This window comes from Neorhizobium tomejilense (assembly GCF_964254135.1).
GTDB classification, from domain to species: Bacteria; Pseudomonadota; Alphaproteobacteria; order Rhizobiales; family Rhizobiaceae; genus Neorhizobium; species Neorhizobium tomejilense.
Genome location: NZ_CAXUSO020000001.1, coordinates 436,201 through 459,065 on the forward strand (window position 1 = coordinate 436,201; position 22,865 = coordinate 459,065).

Sequence of the window (22,865 nt, forward strand, 5' to 3'; positions counted from 1 at the left end):
CGGTGATCGGTGCCGGGTACGTCTTCAGGAACCGAAACCTGCGTCTGGCGTTGTTTTCTGATTAAAAATCAGAATGAGGAAACACACCGCATGAACGCCTTTCGTCTACGTCTGACTGCGGCGGCGGTTGCCATCGCGACCACCTTTGCCGGGCTTGTGCCAGCGCAGGCCATTCAGATGCCGGCTCCACCGTCAGGCATTTCGGCCGCCGGGGATATCACCAATGTCCAGTACCGTCGCGACTTCCGGCGTGACCGCTATGGCTGGTATCGCGGCCACCGCGGTTATCGCGATCGCCGGCCCGGCTACCGTTATTACAACGGGTTCTGGTTCCCGCTCGCCGCGTTCGGCGCCGGTGCCATCATCGGTGGTGCCATACAGGCCGACCGGGGCGGTTATTCGAGCCGTCACGTCGCCTGGTGTGAAAGCCGTTATCGCAGCTATCGGGCCTGGGACGATACCTATGCGCCGCGCGCCGGCGTGCGGGTACGCTGCATCTCGCCTTACAGATAAGCAAGCGTTGGCCACCTCTACGCCAAGCCCGGTCGCGGCATATGCCAGCGGCCGGGCTTGCTTCGTCGCGGCGCACGTTAATGGCGCATTCAGGATGAACTTCCTAAGGTTGCGGCAAAATTGAAATTCACTGCATACTGAAATAATTGGCTGTCGAAAATTGAAACATAGACAAGGGATCTGGGGACCTAACATGACTCTTTTGAAGAAGATCGCGGTTGCGGGCATCTCCGCTGCCGTTCTCGCCGGCTCTCTGATGCCGGCTCAGGCGATGCCGCTGCCGTCCGCTCCGGCCGCCGGGATCGAAACCAGCGCCGACACCGACGTGACCCTCGTGCAGTACCGTCGCCATGGCGGCGGCTGGTATGGCGGGCATCGCGGTTATCGCGACTACCGTCCGGGTTATCGCCGCCATAACGGCTACTGGTTCCCGCTGGCGGCATTCGGTGCCGGCGCCCTGATCGGCGGCGCCATTGCCTCCCAGCCGCGTTATGCTGAGCCGGCTCCGGCCTATGGCGGCGGCGACGACATCAATCCGCGCCACTACGAATGGTGCGCCGATCGCTACCGTTCCTACGACGCCTATTCGAACTCGTTCCAGCCGAACTACGGTCGGCGCCAGACCTGCTATTCGCCTTATTTCTAAGAGCGCCCGGCAGGCACTACCCCACCCGTCCGGTATCGAACCCGGGCGGGTTTCGTTTGTCCGGCGGTCAGAGAATGCCGGTGCGCTTCAACAGCCACCAGGCGGCAAGCACCGAAATGCCGATCAAGCCGAAGGCATAGGCCGTTCCGCCGGAGCCTCCCTCGAAGGGTAGCGACGAGGTGTTCATTCCGAAAAAGCCGGTGACCAAGGTCGGCGGGAGCAGGAAGGCGGTCATCAGCGACAGGATGTAGAGGTGGCGGTTGGTCTCGGAGGAGAGCTTCGAGTCGATTTCCTCGTGCAGCAGTCGCGCCCGCTCCTGCAGCGCGTAGACGTCGTGGTCCGCCGCCTCCAGCCGACCGATTAGCCGCGAGGCGGCGTCGTCGAAACCGGGGGGCATCTCGTCGTCGTCGGTCGCCGCTGCGCGCCGCAGCAGCGTCAGCACCGTTCTCAGGTGCCGGTGTAGCCTGACCACCGTCCGCCTGATCGGCGCCAGCCGACGGCGTTCATCGCGCGGCGTGTTGTCGTAGACGAAATCCTCGATGATGTTCATTTCCTCGGTGAGCTCCATCACCAGCACGATCAGCGTGCGCTGGAACTCGGCGACCAGCGTCTCGAACACGTCGATCGGCTTTTTATAGCGCGAGGCGTTCTTTTCGATCGCCGCCCGCACCCGGTCGATCGAGCGCAGGGGCTGCAGGCGGGTGGTGATGATGATCCTGTCCGAGACGAAGAAATGCAGCCAGCCGATATTGCGTGTCTCGCTGTCGAATTCCCGCTGGAAATCGACCAGGGTGCCATAGACGAGCTGCTCGTCGAGCGTCACGGCGGCGTGCGTGTCGTGGGTGGTGAGTGCGGCGAGAGCCGGCGGTGTCAGGCCTGGGAAGCTCTCCAGGAAGGCGTTGACCCGGCTGTCGGCGAGGTTGAGATGCAGCCACAGGAAACCGTCGCCGACATCGAGATCGCTACGCGCCGCATCGAGCGGCAACCGGGTGCAGGGCGCCGATCCCGGATGGAAGCGATAGGCCCAGACGAGGCCTGGGACAGCGGGGTTCATGAGGGACATGGGCGAGGAATCCGGAAGCATAGGCATCACTCCATAGACCCCTTGTGTAACGCCCGTTTCAACAAGATTCTCTAAAAATTCCTTGAACGGTCCAGTGCCATTTGTTACATGTAACAAATCAAGGAGTATTTCATATGGCCAGTTCCGTGAATGAGCGCGTCAGAAAGCGTCGTGAAAATCTCCGAGCGTCCGGGTTGCGTCCAGTGCAAATTTGGGTTCCCGATACGCGGCGGCCTGGTTTTGCGGAGGAATGCCATCGGCAGTCGCGTTTGGTCGCGGCGGCGGATGCGGCAGATCCCGATCTGATGAAATTTCTGGATGAGGCCCTGGCTGATCTCGGGGAGCAATGATGCGCAGGGGCGATCTTGTGACGGTTGCTCTGGCTGGTGATTTCGGAAAACCGCGCCCCGCGCTTGTGATCCAATCCGACCTCTTCGACACGGACACGCTGACGGTTCTGCTGCTGTCCAGTACCATTGTGGATACGCCGCTCATCCGCATCATGGTCCAGCCCACGCCCAGCAACGCGCTCAACAGCCCTTCCCAGATCATGATCGACAAGGCGATGACCCTCAAGCGGGAAAAGATAGGGAGGGTTTTCGGTTCGATCGAAGATGACATTCTCGTAGCCGTGAATCGGTCGCTTGCCGTGTTCTTTGGCTTGGCCTGAACATTGACAACCGCATTTACGTTTACGTAAAAAGCATATGAGGAATGCCGACGGAGCAGAATCGGCTAGAATACGGCAGTCACCTGCGCCCAGGAGGAGGAGCATCATGTACAAGGCACCGGTCGAGGAGATCGCCTTCACCCTGAACCATGTGGCGGGCCTTTCGGACGCCCTGGAGATCGGCAGGTTCGGCGACTTGAGCGCCGATCTGGTCGAGGCGATCCTGGAGGAGGCGGGGCGGTTCGCCGGCAACGAGATGGCGCCGCTCGGCGAGATCGGCGATAGACAGGGCGCCCGCCTGACCGACGGCAAGGTGACGACGCCGGACGGCTGGCCGGAACTCTATCGTCATTGGCGGGAAGGCGGCTGGAACGGCCTGACTGCGCCGGAAGCCTATGGCGGCCAGAACCTGCCGCATATGCTGAACGTCGCCGCGCTCGAAATGTGGAATTCCGCCTCCATGGCCTTTGCGCTGGCACCGACGCTGACCATGGGCGCCATTGAAGCGCTGGTCGCGCACGGCAGCGAGGCGCTGAAGGAAAAATACCTCGCAAAACTGGTGTCCGGCGAATGGACCGGCACCATGAACCTCACCGAGCCGCATGCCGGCTCCGATCTCGGCGTCCTGAAGACCCGCGCCGAGCGCGGCGACGACGGCAGCTACCGCATTTTCGGCCAGAAGATCTTCATCACCTGGGGCGAACACGACGCTGCCGACAATATCATCCATCTGGTGCTGGCGCGGCTTCCCGATGCGCCTGTCGGCACCCGCGGCATCTCGCTTTTCCTGGTCCCGAAATTCCTGGTGGGCGACGACGGATCGCTGGAGGCGCGCAACGACGTCTTCTGCCATTCGATCGAACACAAGCTCGGCATCCACGGCTCGCCGACCTGCACGATGATCTACGGCGACGGCAAATATTCTCCCGGAAACGAGGAGGACAAGGGCGCGATCGGCTGGCTGATCGGCGAGGAGAACAAGGGCCTCGCCTGCATGTTCACGATGATGAACAATGCGCGCCTGGCGGTCGGCATGCAGGGCGTGGCTATCGCCGAAGCCGCAACCCAGAAGGCGGTTGCCTTTGCCAAGGAACGCACCCAGGGCAAGGCGCCCGGCTGGTCGGGGGAGGGCATGAGCCCGATCATCGACCATCCGGATATTGCCCGCACGCTGATCACCATGAAGGCACTGACGCAAGGCGCTCGCGCGATCTGCTACGCCTGCGCCCACGCGACCGACATGTCGCACCACACCGAAGGCGACGAGGCCCGCCACTGGACCGAACGGGCAGCGCTTCTGACGCCGATCGCCAAATCCTTCGCGACCGATGCCGGCGTCGACGTCGCGTCGCTCGGTATCCAGGTGCATGGCGGCATGGGCTTCATCGAGGAGACGGGCGCTGCCCGTTACCTGCGCGACGCCCGCATCGCGCCGATCTACGAGGGCACCAACGGCATCCAGGCGATCGACCTCGTGACCCGCAAGCTGCCGCTCTCTTCGGGCGACCAGGTGCGCGGCTTCATCGGCGAACTGAAGGAGATCGCCGACAGGGTCTCGGCCTCCAACGATACGGCATTCGGCGAGACGGGAGATCGCCTGCGCGCCGCCATCGCCGCGCTCGAAACCGCCACCGGCTGGCTCCTGGAAACTCAAGGCGCCGGCAGGACCGCCGAGGCGCTTGCCGGTGCGACGCCCTATCAGCGCCTGTTCGGCCTGGTGCTGACCGGCTGTTACCTCGCCAAGGGCGCGCTTGTTGCCGCCGATAACGGCGGCTCGGAAAAGCGCGTCGCGCTCTGCCGCTTCATGGCCGAAAACCTGCTCGCCGAAACCTCGGCGCTGAAGGACCGCGTGATTTCAGGCGCCGAGAGCTTGCAAGCCGCCCGCGCGATCCTGGCCTGAAGGAGACATCCGTGAGCGACACCCACATCCTCGTCGAGCGCCCCGAGGCCCAGCCGGGCGTCATGGTGATCCGTTTCAACCGGCCGGAAAAGAAGAACGCCATCACCTCGGCCATGTACAACCGCATGACCGCCGCGCTCGAAGAGGCGAACCGCGACGACGCCGTGCGCGCCGTCGCCTTCCTGGGCACCGACGGCTGCTTCTCCGCCGGCAACGACATGGGCGATTTCCTCGCCTATGCCATATCCGGATCGAAGGATGCGCCTGCCGCCGCCGTTTTCATCAAGGCCTTGGCACTTGCCGAAAAGCCGCTGGTATCCGGTGTCGACGGTCTCGCGATCGGCATCGGCACCACCTTGAACATGCATTGCGACCTGACGGTCGCGTCCGCCCGCAGCCTGTTCAAGACGCCCTTCGTCGACCTGGCGCTGGTGCCGGAAGCCGCTTCCAGCCTGCTGGCGCCGAAAGTCATCGGGCACCAGCGCGCGTTTGCCATGCTGGTGGCGGGTGAGGGATTTTCCGCGCAGGCGGCGCTCGATGCCGGGCTGATCTGGAAGATCGTGGAGCCGCAGGCGGTCGAAGCCGAGACGCTGGCGCTTGCAGCAAGCCTCGCGGCGAAACCGCCCCAGGCCCTGAGGATCGCCCGCGACCTGGTGCGCGGACCGCGCGATGCGGTGCTCGCCCGCATGGATGAGGAACTGGTGCATTTCTCCGCCCAGCTCAAAAGTGCAGAGGCGCGCGCCGCCTTCGAGGCCTTCATGCGACGTTAACGGTGTCCCGCGGGAAACTCCGCTCCCGTCTTCTTTTGGCGCAGCTTCGGCGCTAGATTGCCTCCACAACCTGGGAGGAAAAGAATGTCCTATCGTTTCTGGTCGTGCTTGTTCGTATTGCTTCTGGGAATAGCGCCGGCGCAGGCCGAGACGCTGGCATTCCCATTGCAGAGCCAGCCGCTGCAACTCGCCCAGAGCCCGTCCGTCACCATCGGCCCGAACGGCGTCATCATCCGCCGTGACGACGATCGTGACCGTTATCGTGACGGGGACCGGGACCGGGATCGCGACCGTGACCGTGACCGCGATAGAGATCGCCCCCGCCCGCAGCGTTATGTCTGCGTTGTCTCCCCGCCGCCGAGCATGGATCGCCGTCGTCCCTATGTCTGCAACGCCGAACCGGGCCGCGTCGGCGGCCGTTGCCGCTGCTCCGGCGTCGTTGGCAGCGGCACGCTTGATCTGGCTCGGTAAGAGGCCCGGCGGTCTTCTGCCCGAGCTTACTTCTGCAGCAGTGCTACCGCCTCCACGTGCGGCGACCAGAGGAACTGGTCGATCGGGGTGACGGCCTTGATCTGGTATCCGCCGTCGACAAGAATTCTGAGGTCGCGGGCGAGCGTCAGCGGGTTGCAGCTGACCGCAACGACCGTCTTCACGCCAGACCGGACAAGTTCCTTCATCTGGACTTCGGCACCGGCGCGCGGCGGATCGAAGACGACGGCGTCGTAGTTCTTTAGCTCGGACACCATCATCGGCCGGCGGAAGAGGTCGCGCTTCTCCACCGATACCGGCTTCAGCCCCTGTGTGTTGCGGGCGGCGTGATCGAGCGCCTTGACCGACTTCTCGTCGCCTTCGACCGCATGCACCTTGGCGATGCGGGCGAGCCGGAGGGAAAATGTGCCGGAGCCGGCAAACAGGTCGAGAATCCGCTTGGCCTTGCCGACATGCGACAGCACCAGTTCCGCCATCGCGTCTTCCGCAGGTTTCGTCGCCTGGGTAAAGGCGCCGGGCGGCGGGGAAACCTTGACGCCGCCGAAATCCACCAGCGGCTTCTGCAATTCGATGACGATCTCGCCATTGGCAGAAACCCGAGCAATGCTTTTCAGCGCCAGCACCGTCTCGGTGACCAGGCGCCGCTGCTTGTCGTCGAGCGGCTTCAGCCCTTCCGCGGCAAGGTCGAGGCCGGCAGGCGTTTCGAGAACCGCGATGCGGAACGTCTCCGAGCCCGTCGCCAGCGCCTTGCCCACCGCGCGGATCGCCTCGAGCCAGGCAACGATGCCGGGCGAGGCGATCGGACATTCGACGATCGAGACGATATGGTTGGTCTCGGCGCGGTTGAAGCCGAGCAGCAATTCCTTCTCGGTCCTGCGGGCGGAGAACACCACCCGACGACGCTCGCCGGGATGCGCGATGACCAGTTCGCCCACTTCGGGCGTCAGGCCCTTGGATTTCAGCGCCTCGACGACGAGGTTGCGCTTGAAGGCGTGGTAGGGCACGTCGGCCAGGTGCTGCAGCGAACAGCCGCCGCACGCGTCGCTGTCAGGCCCGAAGTGGCGGCAGGGCGGCGTGACCCGGTCCGGCGACGGGTTGGAAGTCGACATGACCGTGCCGTGATCGCCGTTGCGGGCGATCGCCAGCGTTTCGCCCGGAAGAGCGTAGGGCACATAAACCGGGCCGTCTTCGCCATTGGCGATGCCGTGGCCCTGCGCGCCGAGCCGGTTGATCGTGACGGTGACCGTGCTCATGACGGTTCACCGGGCTTCACGCCTGCGAGCAGGTATTCCTGGTTGCCGTCGCCGCCGACGATCGGGGAGGGGATCATCCCAAGGCTCGCCCAGCCCATTTCTTCGACGAGCCAACGTTCGAGTTCGGCCGCGACCTGGGGTGCCGTCTCCGGCTCCTTCAACAGCCCAGCCTTGCTGATCGCATCGCGTCCCGCCTCGAATTGCGGCTTGACCAGCAGCACGCAATGCGCGCCGGGCTCGGCAAGATCCAGCGCCGGCGCCAGCGCCAGTTTCAGCGAAATGAACGAGACGTCGGAGACGATGAAGGTGATCTCGCGGTCGTCGTAATCCTCGGCGGTCAGATAGCGGGCGTTGAGGCCTTCGATATTGGTGACGCGCGGCTCGGCGAGCAGTCGCGGATGCATCTGCCCGTGGCCGACGTCGATCGAGGTGACATGTTCGGCGCCGCGCATGACCAGCACTTCGGTAAAGCCGCCGGTCGAGGCGCCGATATCGAGACAGTCATGGCCCGCCGGGTCGAGCTTGAAGTGATCGAGCGCCGCGACAAGCTTCAGCGCCGCGCGGGATACGTAATCCTGCGCCGGGTCGTCGATGGTGAGTTGCGCGTCGAGCGGAAAGGTGAGGCTCGGTTTGGTGACGACACGGCCGTTGACGGTAACGGTGCCGCGGGCGATCGCGTCGCGCGCACGGGCTCGGCTCGCGACGAGATTGAGCGAGACGAGAAGCTGGTCGAGGCGTTGGTTTTCGGGAGTTGAGGACATGAGTGCAGTCAATGCCTGCCTATCGCCTGGCTTGCAAGGGGCTTGATCCATGAAAACTCGCGGCCGCGTTCAATCAAATTTTAATGATGTTGGGATTCTCTCCAGGCTGGAGGAGATATCCATTGCTGTTTCAACTGAGAGCGGAAGCCCCTGATGTCGCTTAAAAACCTATCCCTGAACAAGAAGCTGATCATCACCTTCGCGGCGTTGATGTCGGTCTGTCTGCTGGCCTCCGCCGGCGTTTATTGGCAGGCCTTGAAATCGAGCCGGTCTTCCGCGCAGCAGGTCGTCTCCCAGACCATCCTGATGCATGTGGACGCGGCGCTCGAAGCCATGCTGGAACAAGCCGTCAATCAGCGCGGCTTCCTGCTCTTCAAGAGCGACAGCACCTATGCGGACGTCTTCAACAACCGCGAGAAGATGATTGCGGCGATCGACTCCGCCAAGAAGGCCGCCGTCGGCATGCCGGATATGCTGACTTCGCTCGATGCGATGCGGGCCGCAGCCGATGTCTTCCACACCCAGCTCACCGTTCCGCAGCTCGATGCGCGCAAGAACACCAGCAAGCCGATCGACGAAGTCATCGAGATCGGCCGCAACCAGTCCAAGGGCCAACTCGACGTCTTTCGCGAGGCTGCCGCCAAGATCAAGAAGCAGGCTTTCGACCTGTCCACCGCCATGGTCAATGCCCAGACCCGCGCCCACACCGACCTGTTGCTGACGCTTCTGATCGGCGGCGGCATTGCTGGCCTGATCGCGGTTACCCTCGTGCTGGCCCTGTCGCGCGTCATCGTCAAGCCGATCGTCGGCATGACGGACGCCATGACCAGCCTTGCAGGCGGCAATCATGACATCCAGGTCCCGGCTCTCGAACGCGGCGACGAAGTCGGCCGTATGGCCAAGGCCGTCACGGTCTTCAAGGATGCGGCGATCGAAAAGCAGCGCCTGGCCCGTGATGCGGATATCCTGCGCGACACCAGCGAGCGCGAACGCCTCGACAACGACGCCCAGAAGGCCCGCGAAGCCACCAATCTCGAATTTGCGATCGACGCGCTTGCCACGGGGCTTGCAAGCCTTGCCGACGGCGATGTGGCCTACCGCATCGAAAAGCCGTTCTCCGGCAATCTCGACCGGCTGCGCACCGACTTCAATCAGGCGCTCGGCCGGCTGCAGGCCGCCCTCCAGGCGGTCGGCGAGAACGCCTCGGCGATCAGCTCCGGCGCGGGCGAAATCCGCTCCGCGGCCGACGATCTCGGCCGACGCACCGAACAGCAGGCCGCAGCCGTCGAAGAGACAGCCGCAGCACTCGAACAGGTGACGACGACGGTGAAGGAATCGGCCCGCCGTGCAGAGGACGTCGGCCAGCGCGTCGAGCGGACCCGCATCGGTGCCGAGAAATCGGGCGAGGTGGTCCGCCGGGCGGTCTCCGCCATGGAGCAGATCTCGAAGTCGTCCGGCGAGATCAGCAATATCATCTCGGTCATCGACGACATCGCCTTCCAGACCAACCTGCTCGCGCTCAATGCAGGCGTCGAGGCGGCCCGCGCCGGCGAAGCGGGCAAGGGTTTCGCGGTCGTCGCACAGGAAGTCCGCGAGCTCGCTCAGCGTTCCGCCAATGCGGCAAAGGAGATCAAGGCGTTGATCACCACCTCCAGCCAACAGGTGGATGCGGGCGTCGCGCTGGTCGGTGAGACCGGCCAGGCGCTGGAAGCGATCGTCGGCGAAGTGCAGCAGATCAACCAGCACCTCTCCGCCATCGTCATCTCCACCCGCGAGCAGTCGACCGGCCTCCAGGAGATCAACACCTCCGTCAACGCAATGGACCAGGGCACGCAGCAGAACGCCGCCATGGTCGAAGAGCAGAACGCGGCAAGCCACAAGCTTGCCCAGGAAGCCCAGGCGCTCGATGCCCTGCTGAGGCAGTTCAACTTCGGGGGCACACCGGCGGCCCGGACCTCTCGTCCGGTTGCGGCCCCGTCTGCAGCCCGTCCGGTGGCATCGCCGGCGAACGCCCTGCGTTCCACCGTCGCCCGCGCCTTTTCCGGCAAGGCGGCGAGCGCCGCGGCCGTGAAGGAAGAGTGGTCGGAATTCTGATCCGCCCATATGGCTCGATCTCAAAGGCAGGCCGGAAGACCATCCGGCCTGCCTTCTCTGTTTCAACAATTGCGTCTATCTTCCGGCGGCCGGAAAGCCGGCAACGAACCGGAGGGACGGAAATGCGGTGGACCTTGCTGATCGGCGGGCTTTTGCTTGTCTCGAACCCGGCACTCGCCAACGATACCATGGCAGAGTTGAAGACGGGCGGGCTGATCTACGTCCAGACCTCCGACGTCTCCATGGCCGAGGAGCAGCTCTACATTTCCCGTGAGGAAGTGCTGGTCGATTACGTCTTCAAGAACACCAGCGACAAGGACGTCGAAAGCGTCATCGCCTTCCCGATGCCGGATGTTACCGGCAGCATGGACAGCAACATCGCGCTCGACGAGACCGACGCCGACAATTTCCTCGGCTTCTCCGTCGTGCAGGACAGCCGGCAGATCAAGCCGGAACTGCAGCAGCGGGTGCTGGCGACAGGCGTCGACCGCACCGACGAACTCGTTGCGCGCAACATTCCGCTTCTACCCTATAGCGACAGGACGCTCGCCGCGCTCAAGGCCCTCCCAGAAGACGTGAAGGGCGCCTGGATCGCCGAGGGGCTGGTTTTCGTCAACCGTTACGATGCCGGCAAGGGCTGGCAGGAGGAGCTGACGCCTGCCTGGACGCTGCGATCGGTTTATTGGTGGAAGACGAAATTCCCGGCAGGCAAGCCCATCCGCGTCAGCCATCGCTACAAGCCGAGCGTCGGCGGCACTGTCGCCATGACCTTCATCGACCAGGGCAAGCCGGCGACCAACTACAAGGACTATGCCGAGCGCTACTGCATCGACGCCGCCTTCCTGAAGACGGCCGCAAAGCTCGAAGCCGCGGCTGGGAAAAGCGGTCCGAACTACACCGAGCAATGGGTGTCGTACATACTCACCACCGGCGCCAACTGGGGCGGCTCGATCGGCAAGTTCAAGCTGACGATCGACAAGGGCAGGGCGCAGGACTATGTCAGCTTCTGCGGCAATGGCATTAAGAAGGTCGGCCCCACGACCTTCGAGATGACTGCCGACGATTTCTCCCCCGAAAAGGATTTGAATATCCTGTTCCTGACGGCCGCCGATCAGTAACGGCGGCACAAATCCCTATTCAATAATATTGAATGAGCGTGATCGTGCCGACGCTTGCCGCTCGGGACGGAAAGTACGATGTTTCCACCTGTGAATTGCCGAAGAATCCCGGAAACATCCCATGCCGCGTCGCTCCGCCGATGGCTATGACCTTGTCGCGATTGCTCTGCACTGGCTGATCGCGGTGCTGATCCTCGGCCTGCTGATCCTCGGCTTTGTCATGACCCGCCGATCGATCGATCCCGCCCTGCAGTTCCAGCTCTTCCAGTGGCACAAATCCTTTGGCATGCTGGCTCTTCTTCTGGCCGCCGTGAGGCTCGTCCGTTCGCTGACCGTCGCGCGGGTGAAGCCCGCGGAAGGTCTGGGTGCCCTGGAACGCCGCTCGGCACATGTGATGCACTACCTGCTGCTGACCTTGGCGGTGGCTGTGCCGGTGGCCGGCTGGATGATCGCCTCCGTATCGCCGCTCGAAATTCCGACCTTCGCGTTCAACCTCGTCGTCATTACGCATCTTCCGGTGCCGAAGTCGGAAGCGGCCGAGGCGTGGTGGACGACCGTCCATGCGGTTCTCGCCTATTCCACGCTGGCGCTCGTCTTCCTGCATTCCGCCGCCGCACTCTACCACCACTATGTCAGGCACGACGACGTGCTCACCCGCATGCTCGGCAGCCGGCACCACACCGTTAAAACGTCAATCGAGGAGCCGGGACCATGACCCGCAAGGCAACCGTCATCGCAGCAATGCTGCTCACCATGTCGCTTCCGCAGGCCAGCTTCTCCGCGGTCGACGTCCCGAGCCTCACGGAGGCGGCCGGGCGTTATGCCATCACGCCCGGTTCCCGTATCGCCTTTGCTGTGGATCAGGTCGGCGGCGGCGGCATCAAGGGCAAATTCGGCAAGTTTTCGGGCACGTTCAACCTGAAAGCCGGCGATCTCGCCCATTCCATGGTGAATTTCGACCTGAAGCCGGAAAGCGTCAGCACCGGCCAGGATCGTATCGATGCTTTCCTGCGCTCCGGCGCCGTCTTCGATTCCTCCCGGTTCGAGACGATCTCGTTCCGGTCGGAACGGATCGAGCAGACTGGCCCGGACAGTGCCCGCATCACCGGCACGCTGACCGCCAAGGGGCATAGCTCATCCGAAATCTTCGATGTGAAACTGACCTCCTGGAACGGCCGAAAGATAGGCTTCAACGTCAGCGGCAGGATCTACCGCTCGCGCTATGCCATGGATGTCGGCACGCCGATCTATTCCAATGTCGTGCAGTTCGACATGGTGATCGAGGGCGAGCGGAGCTAGAGACAGCGCCCCTCGATTGGCCCCATTACTTCATTCGACGTAGAAGCATACTGCTTCGGAGCCTTGCCTTGGAAAAGGGGTGCCGGGATGCGAGGCGCCGTCGACCGACACTATTGATTCTACTGCAGGATTTCAAAAGTAGCAGCTTGATTTGGAATTCCTCTAACAACTAACGCTTTCGAAGTATGGGCTTTTGGCATGCTTGCGCCATCCAAAAAATATGACACTGTGACCGAAGTATAGTTTGGGGGTGTGTAATGGCGCAGTTAGTATATCCCATTGATCCGGATACTCTTCTGGCAGATGTTGATGCTGCTCGGTCGATGGCCAGGAATTATGCTGAGGCTTACCAATCGGCATCGCCTTATCCGCATATCTGCATCGACAATTTCCTGCCCGAGCAGGTTCTGGAAAACGTCCTGGCCGATCTCAGGAACCGCCCGGAAAAAGAGACGACTTTTGCGAGGGCGCAGGAGAACAAGAAGGTCTCCTACGCTCCGGAGCGGCTTCCGACCTACACCAAGAACCTGTTCTATGCGCTGAATTCGCGCCCTTTCATCCTGTTCCTGGAGGAGATGACCGGCATCGAGGGATTGATCCCCGACCCGTTCTTTTTCGGCGCCGGCGTCCACGAGACCGCCAACGGCGGGCATCTCGATATCCACGCGGATTTCAACCTTCATTCCAAGATGAAGGTCGAGCGCCGTCTCAACACGCTGATCTATCTCAACAAGGGCTGGCGGGAGGAGTGGGGCGGTTCGTTCGAAATCTGGGACAAGGAGATGAAGGGCAAGGTGCACAGTTTCACCCCGCTGTTCAACCGCATGGTCACCTTCTCGACCACATCGGACTCTTTCCACGGCAATCCCAGCGTCGTGAACCATCCGGAAGACAAGACGAGGGACTCGATCGCCCTCTATTATTACACGGCGACCTGGGACGAATCCCGCAAGTCGCATTCGACGCTCTTCAAGCCGCGGCCGAATTCGGCGGACAAGAAGGATTATGCCGTAATCCGCCGTGACGTGCTGCGGGAGTTCACCCCGCCGATGCTCTATCGCAAGATCATCGGCCCCTTGAGCCGCCTCGGTTTCTAGCCCGGGAGAACCCGGCGGTCGGGCTCAGCCGGCAAAACCGACGCCGATCTGCGGCTGGCCGAGCGTCCTGAAGACGGTCGAAACGATGCCGGCGCGGTCGAGGCCAGCCTTGGCGTACATCGCATCCGGGCTCGCCTGCTGCATCCAGATGTCCGGCAGCACCAGCGAGCGGATCTTCAGCCCGTTGTCGAGCAGGCCCTCGGTCGCGAGGAACTGCAGCACATGGCTGCCGAAACCGCCGACTGCACCTTCCTCGATGGTGATCAGCACTTCGTGATGGCGGGCGAGCTGGCGGATCAGATCCTGGTCCAGCGGCTTGGCGAAACGCGCATCCGCAACCGTCGTCGAAAGCCCCGCCGCATCGAGATCCTCGGCTGCAAGCACACTTTCCTTGAGGCGCGTGCCGAAGGAGAGCAAGGCCACCTTGGTGCCCTGTTTGACCACGCGGCCCTTGCCGATTTGGAGAATCTGGCCGCGTTCCGGCAGTTCGACGCCGACGCCTTCGCCGCGCGGATAACGGAAGGAGATCGGGCCGTCGTCATAGGCAGCAGCCGTGCGCACCATGTGCTTCAGCTCCGCCTCGTCCGCGGCAGCCATCACCACCATGCCCGGCAGGGTGGCGAGGAAGGTCGTATCGAACGATCCCGCATGGGTCGGCCCGTCGGCGCCGACGAAGCCTGCGCGGTCGATCGGGAAACGCACGGGCAATCCCTGGATCGCCACGTCGTGGACGACCTGGTCGTAACCACGCTGCAGGAAGGTCGAGTAAAGTGCGCAGAACGGCTTGAAGCCCTCCGCCGCAAGCCCCGCTGCAAACGTCACCGCATGCTGTTCGGCAATGCCGACGTCAAAGGTCCGGGCGGGGAAGACATCCGCCAGCTTGTCGATGCCCGTGCCGTTCGGCATCGCGGCGGTGACGCCGACGATCTTCTCGTCGAACCCTGCTTCCTGAACCAGCGCCTCACCGAATACGCTCGTATAGCTCGGTGCATTCGGTTTCGATTTCGCCTGCGCGCCGGTGATGACGTCGAACTTGTTGACGCCGTGGTATTTGTCCGCGGCGGCTTCCGCCGGCGCATAACCCTTGCCCTTCTGCGTCACCACATGGATCAGCACCGGGCCGCGGGCATTGTCACGCACATTGCGCAGCACCGGCAGGAGATGGTCGAAGGAATGACCGTCGATCGGGCCGATATGGTAGAAACCCATCTCCTCGAACATGGTGCCGCCGGTGACGTACCCGCGTGCATGCTCGACGGCGCGGGTGATCGCCCGGTCGACATTTTTGCCGAGATAGGCGGTCAGCTTCTTGCCGAGATCGCGAAAGCCCATATAGGTGCGGCCGGAGGCGAGACGCGCCAGATAGGCGCTCATCGCGCCGGTCGGCGGGGCGATCGACATGTCGTTGTCGTTCAAGATGACGATTAGCCGCGCATCCAGCGCGCCGGCATTGTTGAGCGCCTCATAAGCCATGCCGGCCGACATCGCGCCGTCGCCGATGACCGCGATCACATTGCGCTTCGAGCCGGAAAGGTCGGCCGCGACCGCCATGCCGAGGCCGGCCGAAATCGAGGTGGAGGAATGGGCAGCGCCGAACGGATCGTATTCGCTCTCGGCACGGCGGGTGAAGCCGGAAAGCCCGTCCTCCTGGCGCAGCGTGCGAATGCGGTCGCGCCGGCCGGTCAGGATCTTGTGCGGATAACACTGGTGGCCGACGTCGAAGATCAGCCTGTCGTCCGGCGTGTTGAATACCTTGTGGATGGCGATCGTCAGTTCCACGACGCCGAGGCCGGCGCCGAGATGGCCACCGGTCCGCGACACCGCATCGATCATCTCGTCGCGCAATTCGCGGGCAAGCTGCGTCAGGTCGCGATCTTCGATCTCGCGAAGATCGGCAGGAAGCATGACCTTGTCGAGCAATGGCGTGGCGGGAGTTGATGTCACGAATAGTGGCCTTTTCTGCTCTTTTCCGGAAGCGCGTTCCTCCCCAAGATGAGAAGAAAGCAGGCTTTTTCAAGTTGCATGACCCGCGGTTCTATCCGATTTCAGGCTACGGGCAAGGGGACAAACTCCTCCTCGTCTCCGGGCACGATGTCGAAACGGCCGGTGCGCCACTCATCCTTCGCCTTTTCGATGCGCTCCTTGGAGGAGGAAGCGAAGTTCCACCAGATGTAGCGCCTGGAGTTCAGCGCGGCGCCACCGAACAGCATCAGGTGACAGCCCGGAGCGCCGGCTTCGAGCGTGATATTGTCGCCCGGACGGAAGACGAGAAGCTGGTCGGCTGCGAACCGGTCACCGGAAACGACGAGTTCGCCGGAAAGAATGTAGATCGCCCGTTCCTCATGCGCGGCTGCAAACGGGAAGCGCTTGCCAGCCTCGAGGCGGAGATCGACATAGAGCGTGTCGGTGAAGGTCGAGACGGGCGAGCCGAGGCCCTCGAAAGCGCCGATGACCACCCGGCCGTTCGCGCCGTCCACGTCGATGACCGGCATTTTTTCCTTGCTCGTGTGCGAGAAGGTGGGATCGATCTCTTCCTTGTCGTCCGGCAGTGCCAGCCACGTCTGCAGGCCGGAGACCGACATCGGATGGCCGCGCAGGTTTTCAGGCGTGCGTTCCGAATGCACGATGCCGCGGCCGGCGGTCATCAGGTTGATGTCGCCCGGCCGGATGACAAGCTCGGTGCCGAGGCTGTCGCGATGCTTGATCTCGCCGTCGAACAGGTAGGTGACGGTGGAAAGCCCGATATGCGGATGCGGCTTGACGTCCAGCGCCTCGTCGGCCCGCAGCAGCGCCGGTCCCATTCGGTCGAAGAAGATGAAAGGCCCCACCAGTCTCCTCTGCCGGCTCGGCAAAGCGCGCCGCACCGAAAATCCGCCGATATCGCTGGTGCGCGGAATGATCAGGTTCTCGATCGCATCACAGGCAAAGACGTCACCCGCGACCGGGTCGTTTCCGGGGAAGAAGGACATGGGGAGCTTCCTAAAGCGTTTCCTGGTCTTCGGGGTATCGGGCGAGAAAGGCTTCCAGATCGGCGAGCAACGGTGGCAGACGATGCGTGATCGCCGCCCAAATTACCGCATCGAGTACGTCGGGATAGTCATGCCGCAGGATATTGCCGAGGTTTCGTATGCCGCGCCAATCATGCTGCGGAAACAGCTCTTCAGCAAGCGTGCCAAGTTTAACGGCTGCCTCCGAAAGTCGCGCGAGGCATCGCTCAGACGCATCCTTTGTCAGCCGGTTCTTGGAATAAATCGTGAAATCCATGCCAAGGGTGTATTCAAGAACGGCTTGCCCGTTTTCGATAATATCACGCATGCGGATAAGGGGGCGCTTAGTAGGCAATGGCGCGATCCCGTTCCACATTCCGCCGGAGCCGTTCCTTCTGCAGCGGTTCGGCAATGATATCCACACTGCTGGCACCAGTAATGCTTGAGATCAATACGCGTAGATCTTCAAGGGCGCTAAAGTAGCCGAAACCCGACTGGATCACGGGTTCAGCAAATTTGACGAGAACATCAAGATCGGATTCTACCGTCGCTTCACCTCTGGCGACAGAGCCAAAGACCGACACATGCTCCGCGCCCGCAGCGCGCAGCTCGTCTTCGTGCTCCCTCAGCTTGGCGATGACCAGATCCTTGTCCATGCGGACAATATAGTGGAGCCCTCGGATTTGGTCGAGAGCGTTAGGGGCACCCGCTCAAAGCGACCTCATCCCCAGCCGTCGCCCCAAGCTCCATACATCCACCCGCATGACACAGCCTCCACCCACCCGGTGTCATGCCCGAGGCCGCCAGCGAAATGCGTCCCTGCGGCGGCAGCGTCGGGTGCCAAACCCACCAGCCGTCCGTCAGCACCGCGCCCGCTCCGGGCTCCATGCCCGCGCCGGACCCTTTGACCTCGGCTTGGCGAAGCTCCAGCCCGGCTGGCGTCACGGCCCAGGTCTCGCGCCATTCCGTCTTCTGCACCGAATGGGTCCAGGAGAGCGTGAACATCGAGAGAGCGAGCGCCGTCACCTTGCCGCCCGCCAGGATGCAGAGGCTCATTGCCCGGCGCTCATGTCAGTGCCGGTGCGGTAGGCGCATTGCGGTTGCGCCACCAGTGTTGGGCGACAAAGACGACGCCTAGGGTCCAGCCAAGTTCGTCGGTCCAGGGAAGCGCAACAACCAGGCTTGCACCGGCGACGACGGCCAGTAGCCGCTCCCACGGTGCCATGCGGGCGAACAGGAAGCCGACGACCGCGGTGCCCCAGAGCGCGATGCCGAAGCATGCCTTGAGGAAGACATAGGCGACCTCGACCGGGTAACCCCATGCCGCGGCAATCGCACCCGGATCCTGTAGCATCAGAGCCGGCGTGTAGACGGCCATGAACGGTACGACGAAACCGGCGGTCGCGAGCTTGGTCGCCTCCACGCCGATCTTCAGCCCCGAGGTCTTCGCCATCGGTGCCGCCGCGAAGGCGGCGAGTGCGACGGGCGGCGTCAGGTCGGCCATGATGCCGAAATAGAAGACGAACATGTGGCTGACGATCAGCGGCACGCCCAGTTCCAGAAGGGCAGGACCGGCAAGCGACGAGGTGATGATGTAGTTCGGGATCGTCGGAATGCCCATTCCGAGGATCAGGCAGGTGATCATCGTCAGCACCAGCGACAGGAACAGGTTGTGCTCGCCGACCCGGATGATAGCGCCGACAAAGGTCGAGGCGATCCCGGTCAGCGTCAGCGTGCCGATGACGATGCCGACGATGGCGCAGGCGATACCGACCGGCAGCGCGTTCTTGGCACCCTCCGCCATGGCGTCACGGCAGATCGCCAGCGTTTCGCGCCCGCCCTTGACGAAGATGCAGCCAACGATCAGGGCGAGGATGACGATCGCCAGGAAGTTGACGCCGTAGCGCAGGAAGGAGGCGGCGGCGATGCCGAGCACGACCCAGAAGACGAGACGGAAGGCGAGCGGGCCGATGCTGGCGGCAAGAGGCATGCCGAGGATCAGCACGATGACCAGCGCCAGCCCCATCGTACCGGCGAAGATCGGCGTATAACCGGCAAACAGCAGGTAGACGAGGGCGGCGAGCGGCAGGATCAGCGGCCAGTGTTCCCTGACAGCCGCCCAGGGGTTCGGCAGATCGGCTTTGTTCATGCCCTTGAGGCCGGCCTTGCCCGCCTCAAGGAACACCATCCAGAAGCAGACGCCGAAATAGAGCACGGCGGGGATGATTGCGGCCTTGACGATCTCCGCATAGGAGACGTTGAGCGTCTCAGCCATGATGAAGGCGACGGCGCCCATGACCGGCGGCATGATCTGGCCGCCCATCGAGGAGGTCGCCTCGACGCCGCCCGCAAAGGCGGAGCGGAAACCGAAGCGCTTCATCAGCGGAATGGTGAACTGGCCGGAGGCGACGACATTGGCGACGCCCGAGCCGGAAATCGTGCCCATCAGCGCCGACGACATGACGCAGACCTGCGCCGGCCCGCCGCGCCAGGTGCCGACGAGGCCGAGCGCGAAATCGTTGAACAGCGCCAGCATGCCGGCGCGTTCCAGAAACGCCGCAAAGACCACGAAGATGAAGATGTAGGCCGCCGAGACGTAGATCGGCGTGCCGTAGATGCCTTCGGTGCCGTAGGCGAAATTCTCGATGATCTGCTCGAAATCATAACCGCGATGGATGAACGGGCCCGGGGCGTATTGCCCGAAAAAGCAGTAGGCGAGGAATATGGCGGCGATGATCGTCAGCGGCAGTCCCATCAGCCGCCGCGCTGCTTCGAAGACCAGCACGATGAGCACGGCTCCGATGATGAGGTCCGGTGTCGTCAGGAAACCGCTGCGCTGGATGAGGTCTGTGTAGAACACCCAATTGTAGATGCCGGTGAGAAAGCCGACGATGCCGAGCGCCCAGAACCAGACCTTGCCGGCTTTCGTCTTGGCGACGAGATTGCCGATCAGCACGAAACCGAGCAGCAGCAGGAAGCCCACATGCATGGCGCGGACGATCTGGCTCGCAAGCGTGCCGTAGGCGGCTGTCCACAGCTGGAAAAGGGTAAAGGCAAAGGCGATCCAGAAGGCAATTCGCCCGGTTATCCCTTCGCCGAAGCCGGCCGGCAGGCCCTCGATCGGCTCTTCGGCCGAATGTGAGGCGATCGAGTTTTGCGTTGGGGTTTCGGACATTGGTTCTCTCGGCAAGCTCTCTGGTCTGTCGGGAAACCCCCTCTGGCCTGCCGGCCATCTCCCCCACAAGGGGCGAGAAGACCCGCGGCTCCTCCCGACCAAGTGGGCGTCGGCGGTGCGGCAGGTTAAGCCCCTCCCCCTTGTGGGGAGGGGTTGGGGAGGGGACTTGCAATAGGCACGGTCTGCCTATCGCTTTACTTCATCAAGCCGGCTTCCTTGTAATACCGCTCCGCGCCCGGATGCAGCGGTACCGGCATGCCTTCGAGCGCCTTTTTCGGGTCGATCGCCTTTGCCGCGGCGTGGGCTGCGGAAAGTTTCGGCAGGTTGGAGAACAACAGCTTGGTCATCTGGTAGACGGTCTCGTCGGATACGCCCGAATGGGTGATCAGGAAGTTGCCGACGGCGGCGGTCTCGACATCGGCGGTCTGGCCCTCGTAGGTGCCGGCCGGGATTTTCACCGAGACATAAGGCGCGCCGATCTTGGCGACTTCGGCAGCGGGGATCGCCACCACGTTGATCTTCAGCGATGTCGCAAGATCGCGGATCGAGGCGACGCCGAGACCTGCCGACTGAAGCGTCGCATCAAGCTGGCGGTTCTTGATCAGCTCGACGGATTCGGCGAACGGCAGGTATTCGGTCTTGCCGAGGTCCTTGTAGGACATGCCGGCGGCCGTGAAGATGGCGCGGGCATTGAGTTCCGTGCCGGAAGCCGGCGCCCCGACCGAGAGGCTCTTGCCCTTGAGATCAGCGAGCGTCTTCACGCCGGATTCGGCGCTGGCGACCACCTGGATATAGTTCGGATAGATGGCGGCGATGCCGCGCAGCTTGTCGAGCTTGGCGGGAAAGCCCGCTTCCTTGTTGCCTTTCCAGGCCTCCTGGACGGAATCGCCGAGCGAAAAGGCGATCTCGCCTCGCCCTGCCTGCAGCAGGTTGAGGTTCTCGACGGAAGCCTTGGTCGCCTGCACCTGGGTGCGCGCGTCCTTGATCCCCTGTCCGTAGATTTCGGCAAGCGCCACGCCGAGCGGATAATACACGCCCGACGTGCCGCCGGTCAGTACGTTGATGAATTCCGCGGCCTTCGCGCCGGCGGCGGAAAATGCCGTCGAAACGGCAAGCGTCGCCACGAACATGAGATTGATTTTACTGGGCTTCACGCCGAAATTCATGATGGTCTCCTCCCAAAGTACCCACTTAGATGGTGGCTATCATGGGGAGGCGGTCCCGGTGCGTCAATCGGTTTGTGACGCAATGCTTGCGAAGGTCGTAAGACTTTGGTTTTAGGCCGCGGCGGTCACTCGCCGTCGAGCGGTTCGACGCCCTGCGGCTTGCCGGCGCGGTCGAGGCGGATCTTTTCAATGCGGTTTTCGGCGGCCGTCAGCAGCTTTTCGCAATGTTTCTTCAGCGCTTCGCCGCGCTCGTAGATGGCGATCGATTCGTCGAGCGCCACGTCGCCCCGTTCCAGCCTCGCGACGATGCTTTCGAGTTCGGCGACGGCCTTCTCGAAGGAATAGCCGCTCACATCGAGGCTCTCGGTGTTATCGGTCATCGTCTATCCCTTCATCAGTCTGCAGATGTGCATGCCCGCCGATTCGGCGAGCCCTTCCAGATCATATCCGCCCTCGAGCAGGCTGACGATACGGTTGCCGGCATATTTGCCGGCGATCTCCATTACCCGGCCGGTCGCCCAGTCGAAATCGTCGCCGACGAGATTGATCTGCGCCAGCGGATCGCGATGATGCGCGTCGAAGCCGGCCGAGATGATGATGAAATCCGGCCGGAAATTGTCGAGCGCCGGCAGCACGCGGCTCTTGAAGGCCTCGCGAAAATATTCGCTGCCGGTATCGGGCGAAAGCGGGGCGTTGACCACGTTGTTCTTGGTGCCGGTCTCGTCCTTGGCGCCGGTGCCGGGATAAAGCGGCATCTGGTGCGTCGAGCAGAACAGCACCGATGGATCGTCCCAGAAGATGTCCTGCGTGCCGTTGCCGTGATGCACGTCCCAATCGACGATGGCGACGCGCTCGATGCCGTATTTCCGTTGCGCATGGCGGGCGGCGATCGCCGCATTGTTGAACAGGCAAAAACCCATCGCCTTGTCTTTTTCCGCGTGATGGCCGGGGGGCCTTGCCGCGACGAAGGCGTTGTCGACCTTGCCGGTCGCCACGTCGTCGACGGCCGCCATCGCGCCGCCGATCCCGGTCAGCGCGGCTTGAAAGCTCTTCGGCCCCACATAGGTATCCGCCTCGATCTGGCGGATCGTGTCCTCCTCGGGGATTTCGCGCATGACAGCGCGCAGGTGCTCCTCCGGATGCGCGAGCAGAACCGCGTCCTCGTTCGCCTGGGGAGCTTGCTTGCGGTCGAGCCTGGCGAAATTCGGATGTTCCAGCGCGATCGCCAGCGAGCGCAGCCGGTCCGCCCGTTCGGGATGTCCTTCGGGCGTGCTGTGTTCGAGGAAGATCTTGTGTTCGTAAAGGCGCGTGGTCATGCGGCGGCCTCGTCAGGGGTCAGTCCGGTCTGGACCTTCCCGACATGGCGCAGAAAGCTGACTTTTTCAAGCCGCAACCCCTTGCTCTTGCGCTTGTTTAGCTTGAAAGAATGGTCTTACATAGTGGGGTGCAACCCAGAGGGTATCGTGGCCAAAGAGTCAGTCAAGTCTCAGGAATTCCGGGTTCCTTTCCGCGATGTCGACATGCACGGGGAGATGTTCCGGTCATCCTATGTCGTGCGGGCGGAAGAAGCCGTCACGGAATTCTGGCACCGCCGCAAGCCGCAGAAGGACGATCCGTTCTTCAGGATCGGCAAGATCACCTGCACGTTTCACTCGGCCTTGAAGCTGGGCGACGTCGTCCACACGCATATCGGCGTCAGCAAGATCGGTGGAAAGTCGGCGGGTTTCCTCGTGCATATGCTGCGGGGCAACGAGGCCGTCGCGGAAGCCGAGATCGTCTGGATGACCTGCGACCCCGAAAGCGGCGAACCGGTGCCGCTCCCCGAAGATCTGCGCGACTGGCTCTATCAGTTCCTAGATTGATG

Annotated in this window: 25 protein-coding genes; 13 read left to right on the forward strand and 12 right to left on the reverse strand. The window is 62.9% G+C overall.

Annotated features, from left to right (window positions below):
- Positions 1-90: 90 nt before the first annotated feature.
- Together ACSQ3G_RS02130 and ACSQ3G_RS02135 are read left to right on the forward strand one after the other, a co-directional pair.
- Entirely contained in the window at positions 91-513 is a 423-nt protein-coding gene (locus tag ACSQ3G_RS02130) for a BA14K family protein (protein ID WP_436108870.1), read from the forward strand.
- A gap of 193 nt (positions 514-706) precedes the next feature.
- Positions 707-1,159, forward strand: a complete 453-nt coding sequence (locus ACSQ3G_RS02135; protein ID WP_105439057.1) for a BA14K family protein — start codon at positions 707-709, stop codon at positions 1,157-1,159.
- A 67-nt stretch (positions 1,160-1,226) separates the two neighbouring features.
- Here ACSQ3G_RS02135 and ACSQ3G_RS02140 read toward each other — a convergent pair whose 3' ends face one another.
- Positions 1,227-2,222: a transporter gene (locus ACSQ3G_RS02140; RefSeq protein ID WP_105426236.1), complete on the reverse strand. Its 996-nt coding sequence runs from the start codon at positions 2,220-2,222 to the stop codon at positions 1,227-1,229.
- 134 nt (positions 2,223-2,356) lie between these two features.
- On the opposite strand from ACSQ3G_RS02140, the gene ACSQ3G_RS02145 reads away from it, so the two are divergent.
- From ACSQ3G_RS02145 to ACSQ3G_RS02165, 5 genes are all read left to right on the forward strand, one after another.
- Positions 2,357-2,572: an antitoxin MazE family protein gene (locus tag ACSQ3G_RS02145; RefSeq protein WP_105402025.1), complete on the forward strand. Its 216-nt coding sequence runs from the start codon at positions 2,357-2,359 to the stop codon at positions 2,570-2,572.
- The gene (locus ACSQ3G_RS02150; RefSeq protein WP_436108871.1) at positions 2,572-2,892 is read left to right on the forward strand and encodes a type II toxin-antitoxin system PemK/MazF family toxin; all 321 of its coding nucleotides are present in this window, start codon (positions 2,572-2,574) and stop codon (positions 2,890-2,892) included. The genes ACSQ3G_RS02145 and ACSQ3G_RS02150 overlap by 1 nt, the downstream gene beginning before the upstream one ends.
- A 106-nt stretch (positions 2,893-2,998) precedes the next feature.
- Positions 2,999-4,792 carry an acyl-CoA dehydrogenase gene (locus tag ACSQ3G_RS02155; protein ID WP_436108872.1) on the forward strand — a complete coding sequence of 598 codons (1,794 nt, stop codon included), beginning with the start codon at positions 2,999-3,001 and terminating at the stop codon, positions 4,790-4,792.
- 11 nt (positions 4,793-4,803) lie between these two features.
- On the forward strand, positions 4,804-5,562 hold the full coding sequence (locus tag ACSQ3G_RS02160; RefSeq protein WP_436108873.1) for a crotonase/enoyl-CoA hydratase family protein: 759 nt from the start codon (positions 4,804-4,806) through the stop codon (positions 5,560-5,562).
- A gap of 84 nt (positions 5,563-5,646) precedes the next feature.
- A complete protein-coding gene (locus ACSQ3G_RS02165) occupies positions 5,647-6,033 on the forward strand; it encodes a hypothetical protein (RefSeq protein WP_436108874.1) in 387 nt (128 codons plus the stop codon).
- A gap of 26 nt (positions 6,034-6,059) precedes the next feature.
- On the opposite strand, the gene ACSQ3G_RS02170 is transcribed toward ACSQ3G_RS02165, so the two are convergent.
- Together ACSQ3G_RS02170 and ACSQ3G_RS02175 are read right to left on the reverse strand one after the other, a co-directional pair.
- Positions 6,060-7,304: a class I SAM-dependent RNA methyltransferase gene (locus ACSQ3G_RS02170; RefSeq protein ID WP_436108875.1), complete on the reverse strand. Its 1,245-nt coding sequence runs from the start codon at positions 7,302-7,304 to the stop codon at positions 6,060-6,062.
- Positions 7,301-8,065 carry a TlyA family RNA methyltransferase gene (locus ACSQ3G_RS02175; RefSeq protein ID WP_436108876.1) on the reverse strand — a complete coding sequence of 255 codons (765 nt, stop codon included), beginning with the start codon at positions 8,063-8,065 and terminating at the stop codon, positions 7,301-7,303. The genes ACSQ3G_RS02170 and ACSQ3G_RS02175 overlap by 4 nt, the downstream gene beginning before the upstream one ends.
- A gap of 153 nt (positions 8,066-8,218) precedes the next feature.
- On the opposite strand from ACSQ3G_RS02175, the gene ACSQ3G_RS02180 reads away from it, so the two are divergent.
- The 5 genes from ACSQ3G_RS02180 to ACSQ3G_RS02200 all read left to right on the forward strand — a co-directional run bounded on the left by ACSQ3G_RS02180 (position 8,219) and on the right by ACSQ3G_RS02200 (position 13,673).
- Positions 8,219-10,159 carry a methyl-accepting chemotaxis protein gene (locus tag ACSQ3G_RS02180; protein ID WP_436108877.1) on the forward strand — a complete coding sequence of 647 codons (1,941 nt, stop codon included), beginning with the start codon at positions 8,219-8,221 and terminating at the stop codon, positions 10,157-10,159.
- A gap of 122 nt (positions 10,160-10,281) precedes the next feature.
- Positions 10,282-11,277, forward strand: coding sequence for a DUF4424 domain-containing protein (locus tag ACSQ3G_RS02185; protein ID WP_436108878.1), 996 nt, complete (start codon positions 10,282-10,284; stop codon positions 11,275-11,277).
- A gap of 121 nt (positions 11,278-11,398) precedes the next feature.
- A complete protein-coding gene (locus ACSQ3G_RS02190) occupies positions 11,399-11,992 on the forward strand; it encodes a cytochrome b (RefSeq protein ID WP_436108879.1) in 594 nt (197 codons plus the stop codon).
- Entirely contained in the window at positions 11,989-12,576 is a 588-nt protein-coding gene (locus ACSQ3G_RS02195) for a YceI family protein (protein WP_436108880.1), read from the forward strand. Before ACSQ3G_RS02190 ends, ACSQ3G_RS02195 begins: the two co-directional genes overlap by 4 nt.
- A 323-nt stretch (positions 12,577-12,899) precedes the next feature.
- Positions 12,900-13,673, forward strand: a complete 774-nt coding sequence (locus tag ACSQ3G_RS02200; RefSeq protein ID WP_436108881.1) for a 2OG-Fe(II) oxygenase — start codon at positions 12,900-12,902, stop codon at positions 13,671-13,673.
- A 24-nt stretch (positions 13,674-13,697) separates the two neighbouring features.
- Here the strand turns inward: ACSQ3G_RS02200 and dxs are convergent, their stop codons facing one another.
- The 9 genes from dxs to ACSQ3G_RS02245 all read right to left on the reverse strand — a co-directional run bounded on the left by dxs (position 13,698) and on the right by ACSQ3G_RS02245 (position 22,317).
- Complete coding sequence (gene dxs, locus ACSQ3G_RS02205; protein ID WP_436108882.1) at positions 13,698-15,617, reverse strand: 1-deoxy-D-xylulose-5-phosphate synthase; 1,920 nt, start codon at positions 15,615-15,617, stop codon at positions 13,698-13,700.
- A 101-nt stretch (positions 15,618-15,718) separates the two neighbouring features.
- Entirely contained in the window at positions 15,719-16,642 is a 924-nt protein-coding gene (locus tag ACSQ3G_RS02210) for a pirin family protein (protein WP_436108883.1), read from the reverse strand.
- 10 nt (positions 16,643-16,652) lie between these two features.
- On the reverse strand, positions 16,653-16,988 hold the full coding sequence (locus ACSQ3G_RS02215; protein ID WP_436108884.1) for a HepT-like ribonuclease domain-containing protein: 336 nt from the start codon (positions 16,986-16,988) through the stop codon (positions 16,653-16,655).
- A 16-nt stretch (positions 16,989-17,004) separates the two neighbouring features.
- Entirely contained in the window at positions 17,005-17,316 is a 312-nt protein-coding gene (locus tag ACSQ3G_RS02220) for a nucleotidyltransferase family protein (protein ID WP_436108885.1), read from the reverse strand.
- 40 nt (positions 17,317-17,356) lie between these two features.
- Positions 17,357-17,716 carry a DUF1850 domain-containing protein gene (locus ACSQ3G_RS02225; RefSeq protein ID WP_436108886.1) on the reverse strand — a complete coding sequence of 120 codons (360 nt, stop codon included), beginning with the start codon at positions 17,714-17,716 and terminating at the stop codon, positions 17,357-17,359.
- A 10-nt stretch (positions 17,717-17,726) separates the two neighbouring features.
- Complete coding sequence (locus ACSQ3G_RS02230) at positions 17,727-19,835, reverse strand: TRAP transporter permease (protein WP_436108887.1); 2,109 nt, start codon at positions 19,833-19,835, stop codon at positions 17,727-17,729.
- Positions 19,836-20,029: 194 nt separating this feature from the next.
- On the reverse strand, positions 20,030-20,965 hold the full coding sequence (locus ACSQ3G_RS02235; protein ID WP_245440429.1) for a TAXI family TRAP transporter solute-binding subunit: 936 nt from the start codon (positions 20,963-20,965) through the stop codon (positions 20,030-20,032).
- 161 nt (positions 20,966-21,126) lie between these two features.
- On the reverse strand, positions 21,127-21,381 hold the full coding sequence (locus ACSQ3G_RS02240; RefSeq protein ID WP_046664560.1) for an exodeoxyribonuclease VII small subunit: 255 nt from the start codon (positions 21,379-21,381) through the stop codon (positions 21,127-21,129).
- A 3-nt stretch (positions 21,382-21,384) separates the two neighbouring features.
- Entirely contained in the window at positions 21,385-22,317 is a 933-nt protein-coding gene (locus tag ACSQ3G_RS02245; protein ID WP_436108888.1) for a histone deacetylase family protein, read from the reverse strand.
- Positions 22,318-22,464: 147 nt separating this feature from the next.
- On the opposite strand from ACSQ3G_RS02245, the gene ACSQ3G_RS02250 reads away from it, so the two are divergent.
- Positions 22,465-22,863 (forward strand): acyl-CoA thioesterase, encoded by a 399-nt coding sequence (locus ACSQ3G_RS02250; RefSeq protein ID WP_172745840.1) that lies wholly within the window; start codon positions 22,465-22,467, stop codon positions 22,861-22,863.
- The last annotated feature ends 2 nt before the right edge of the window (positions 22,864-22,865 follow it).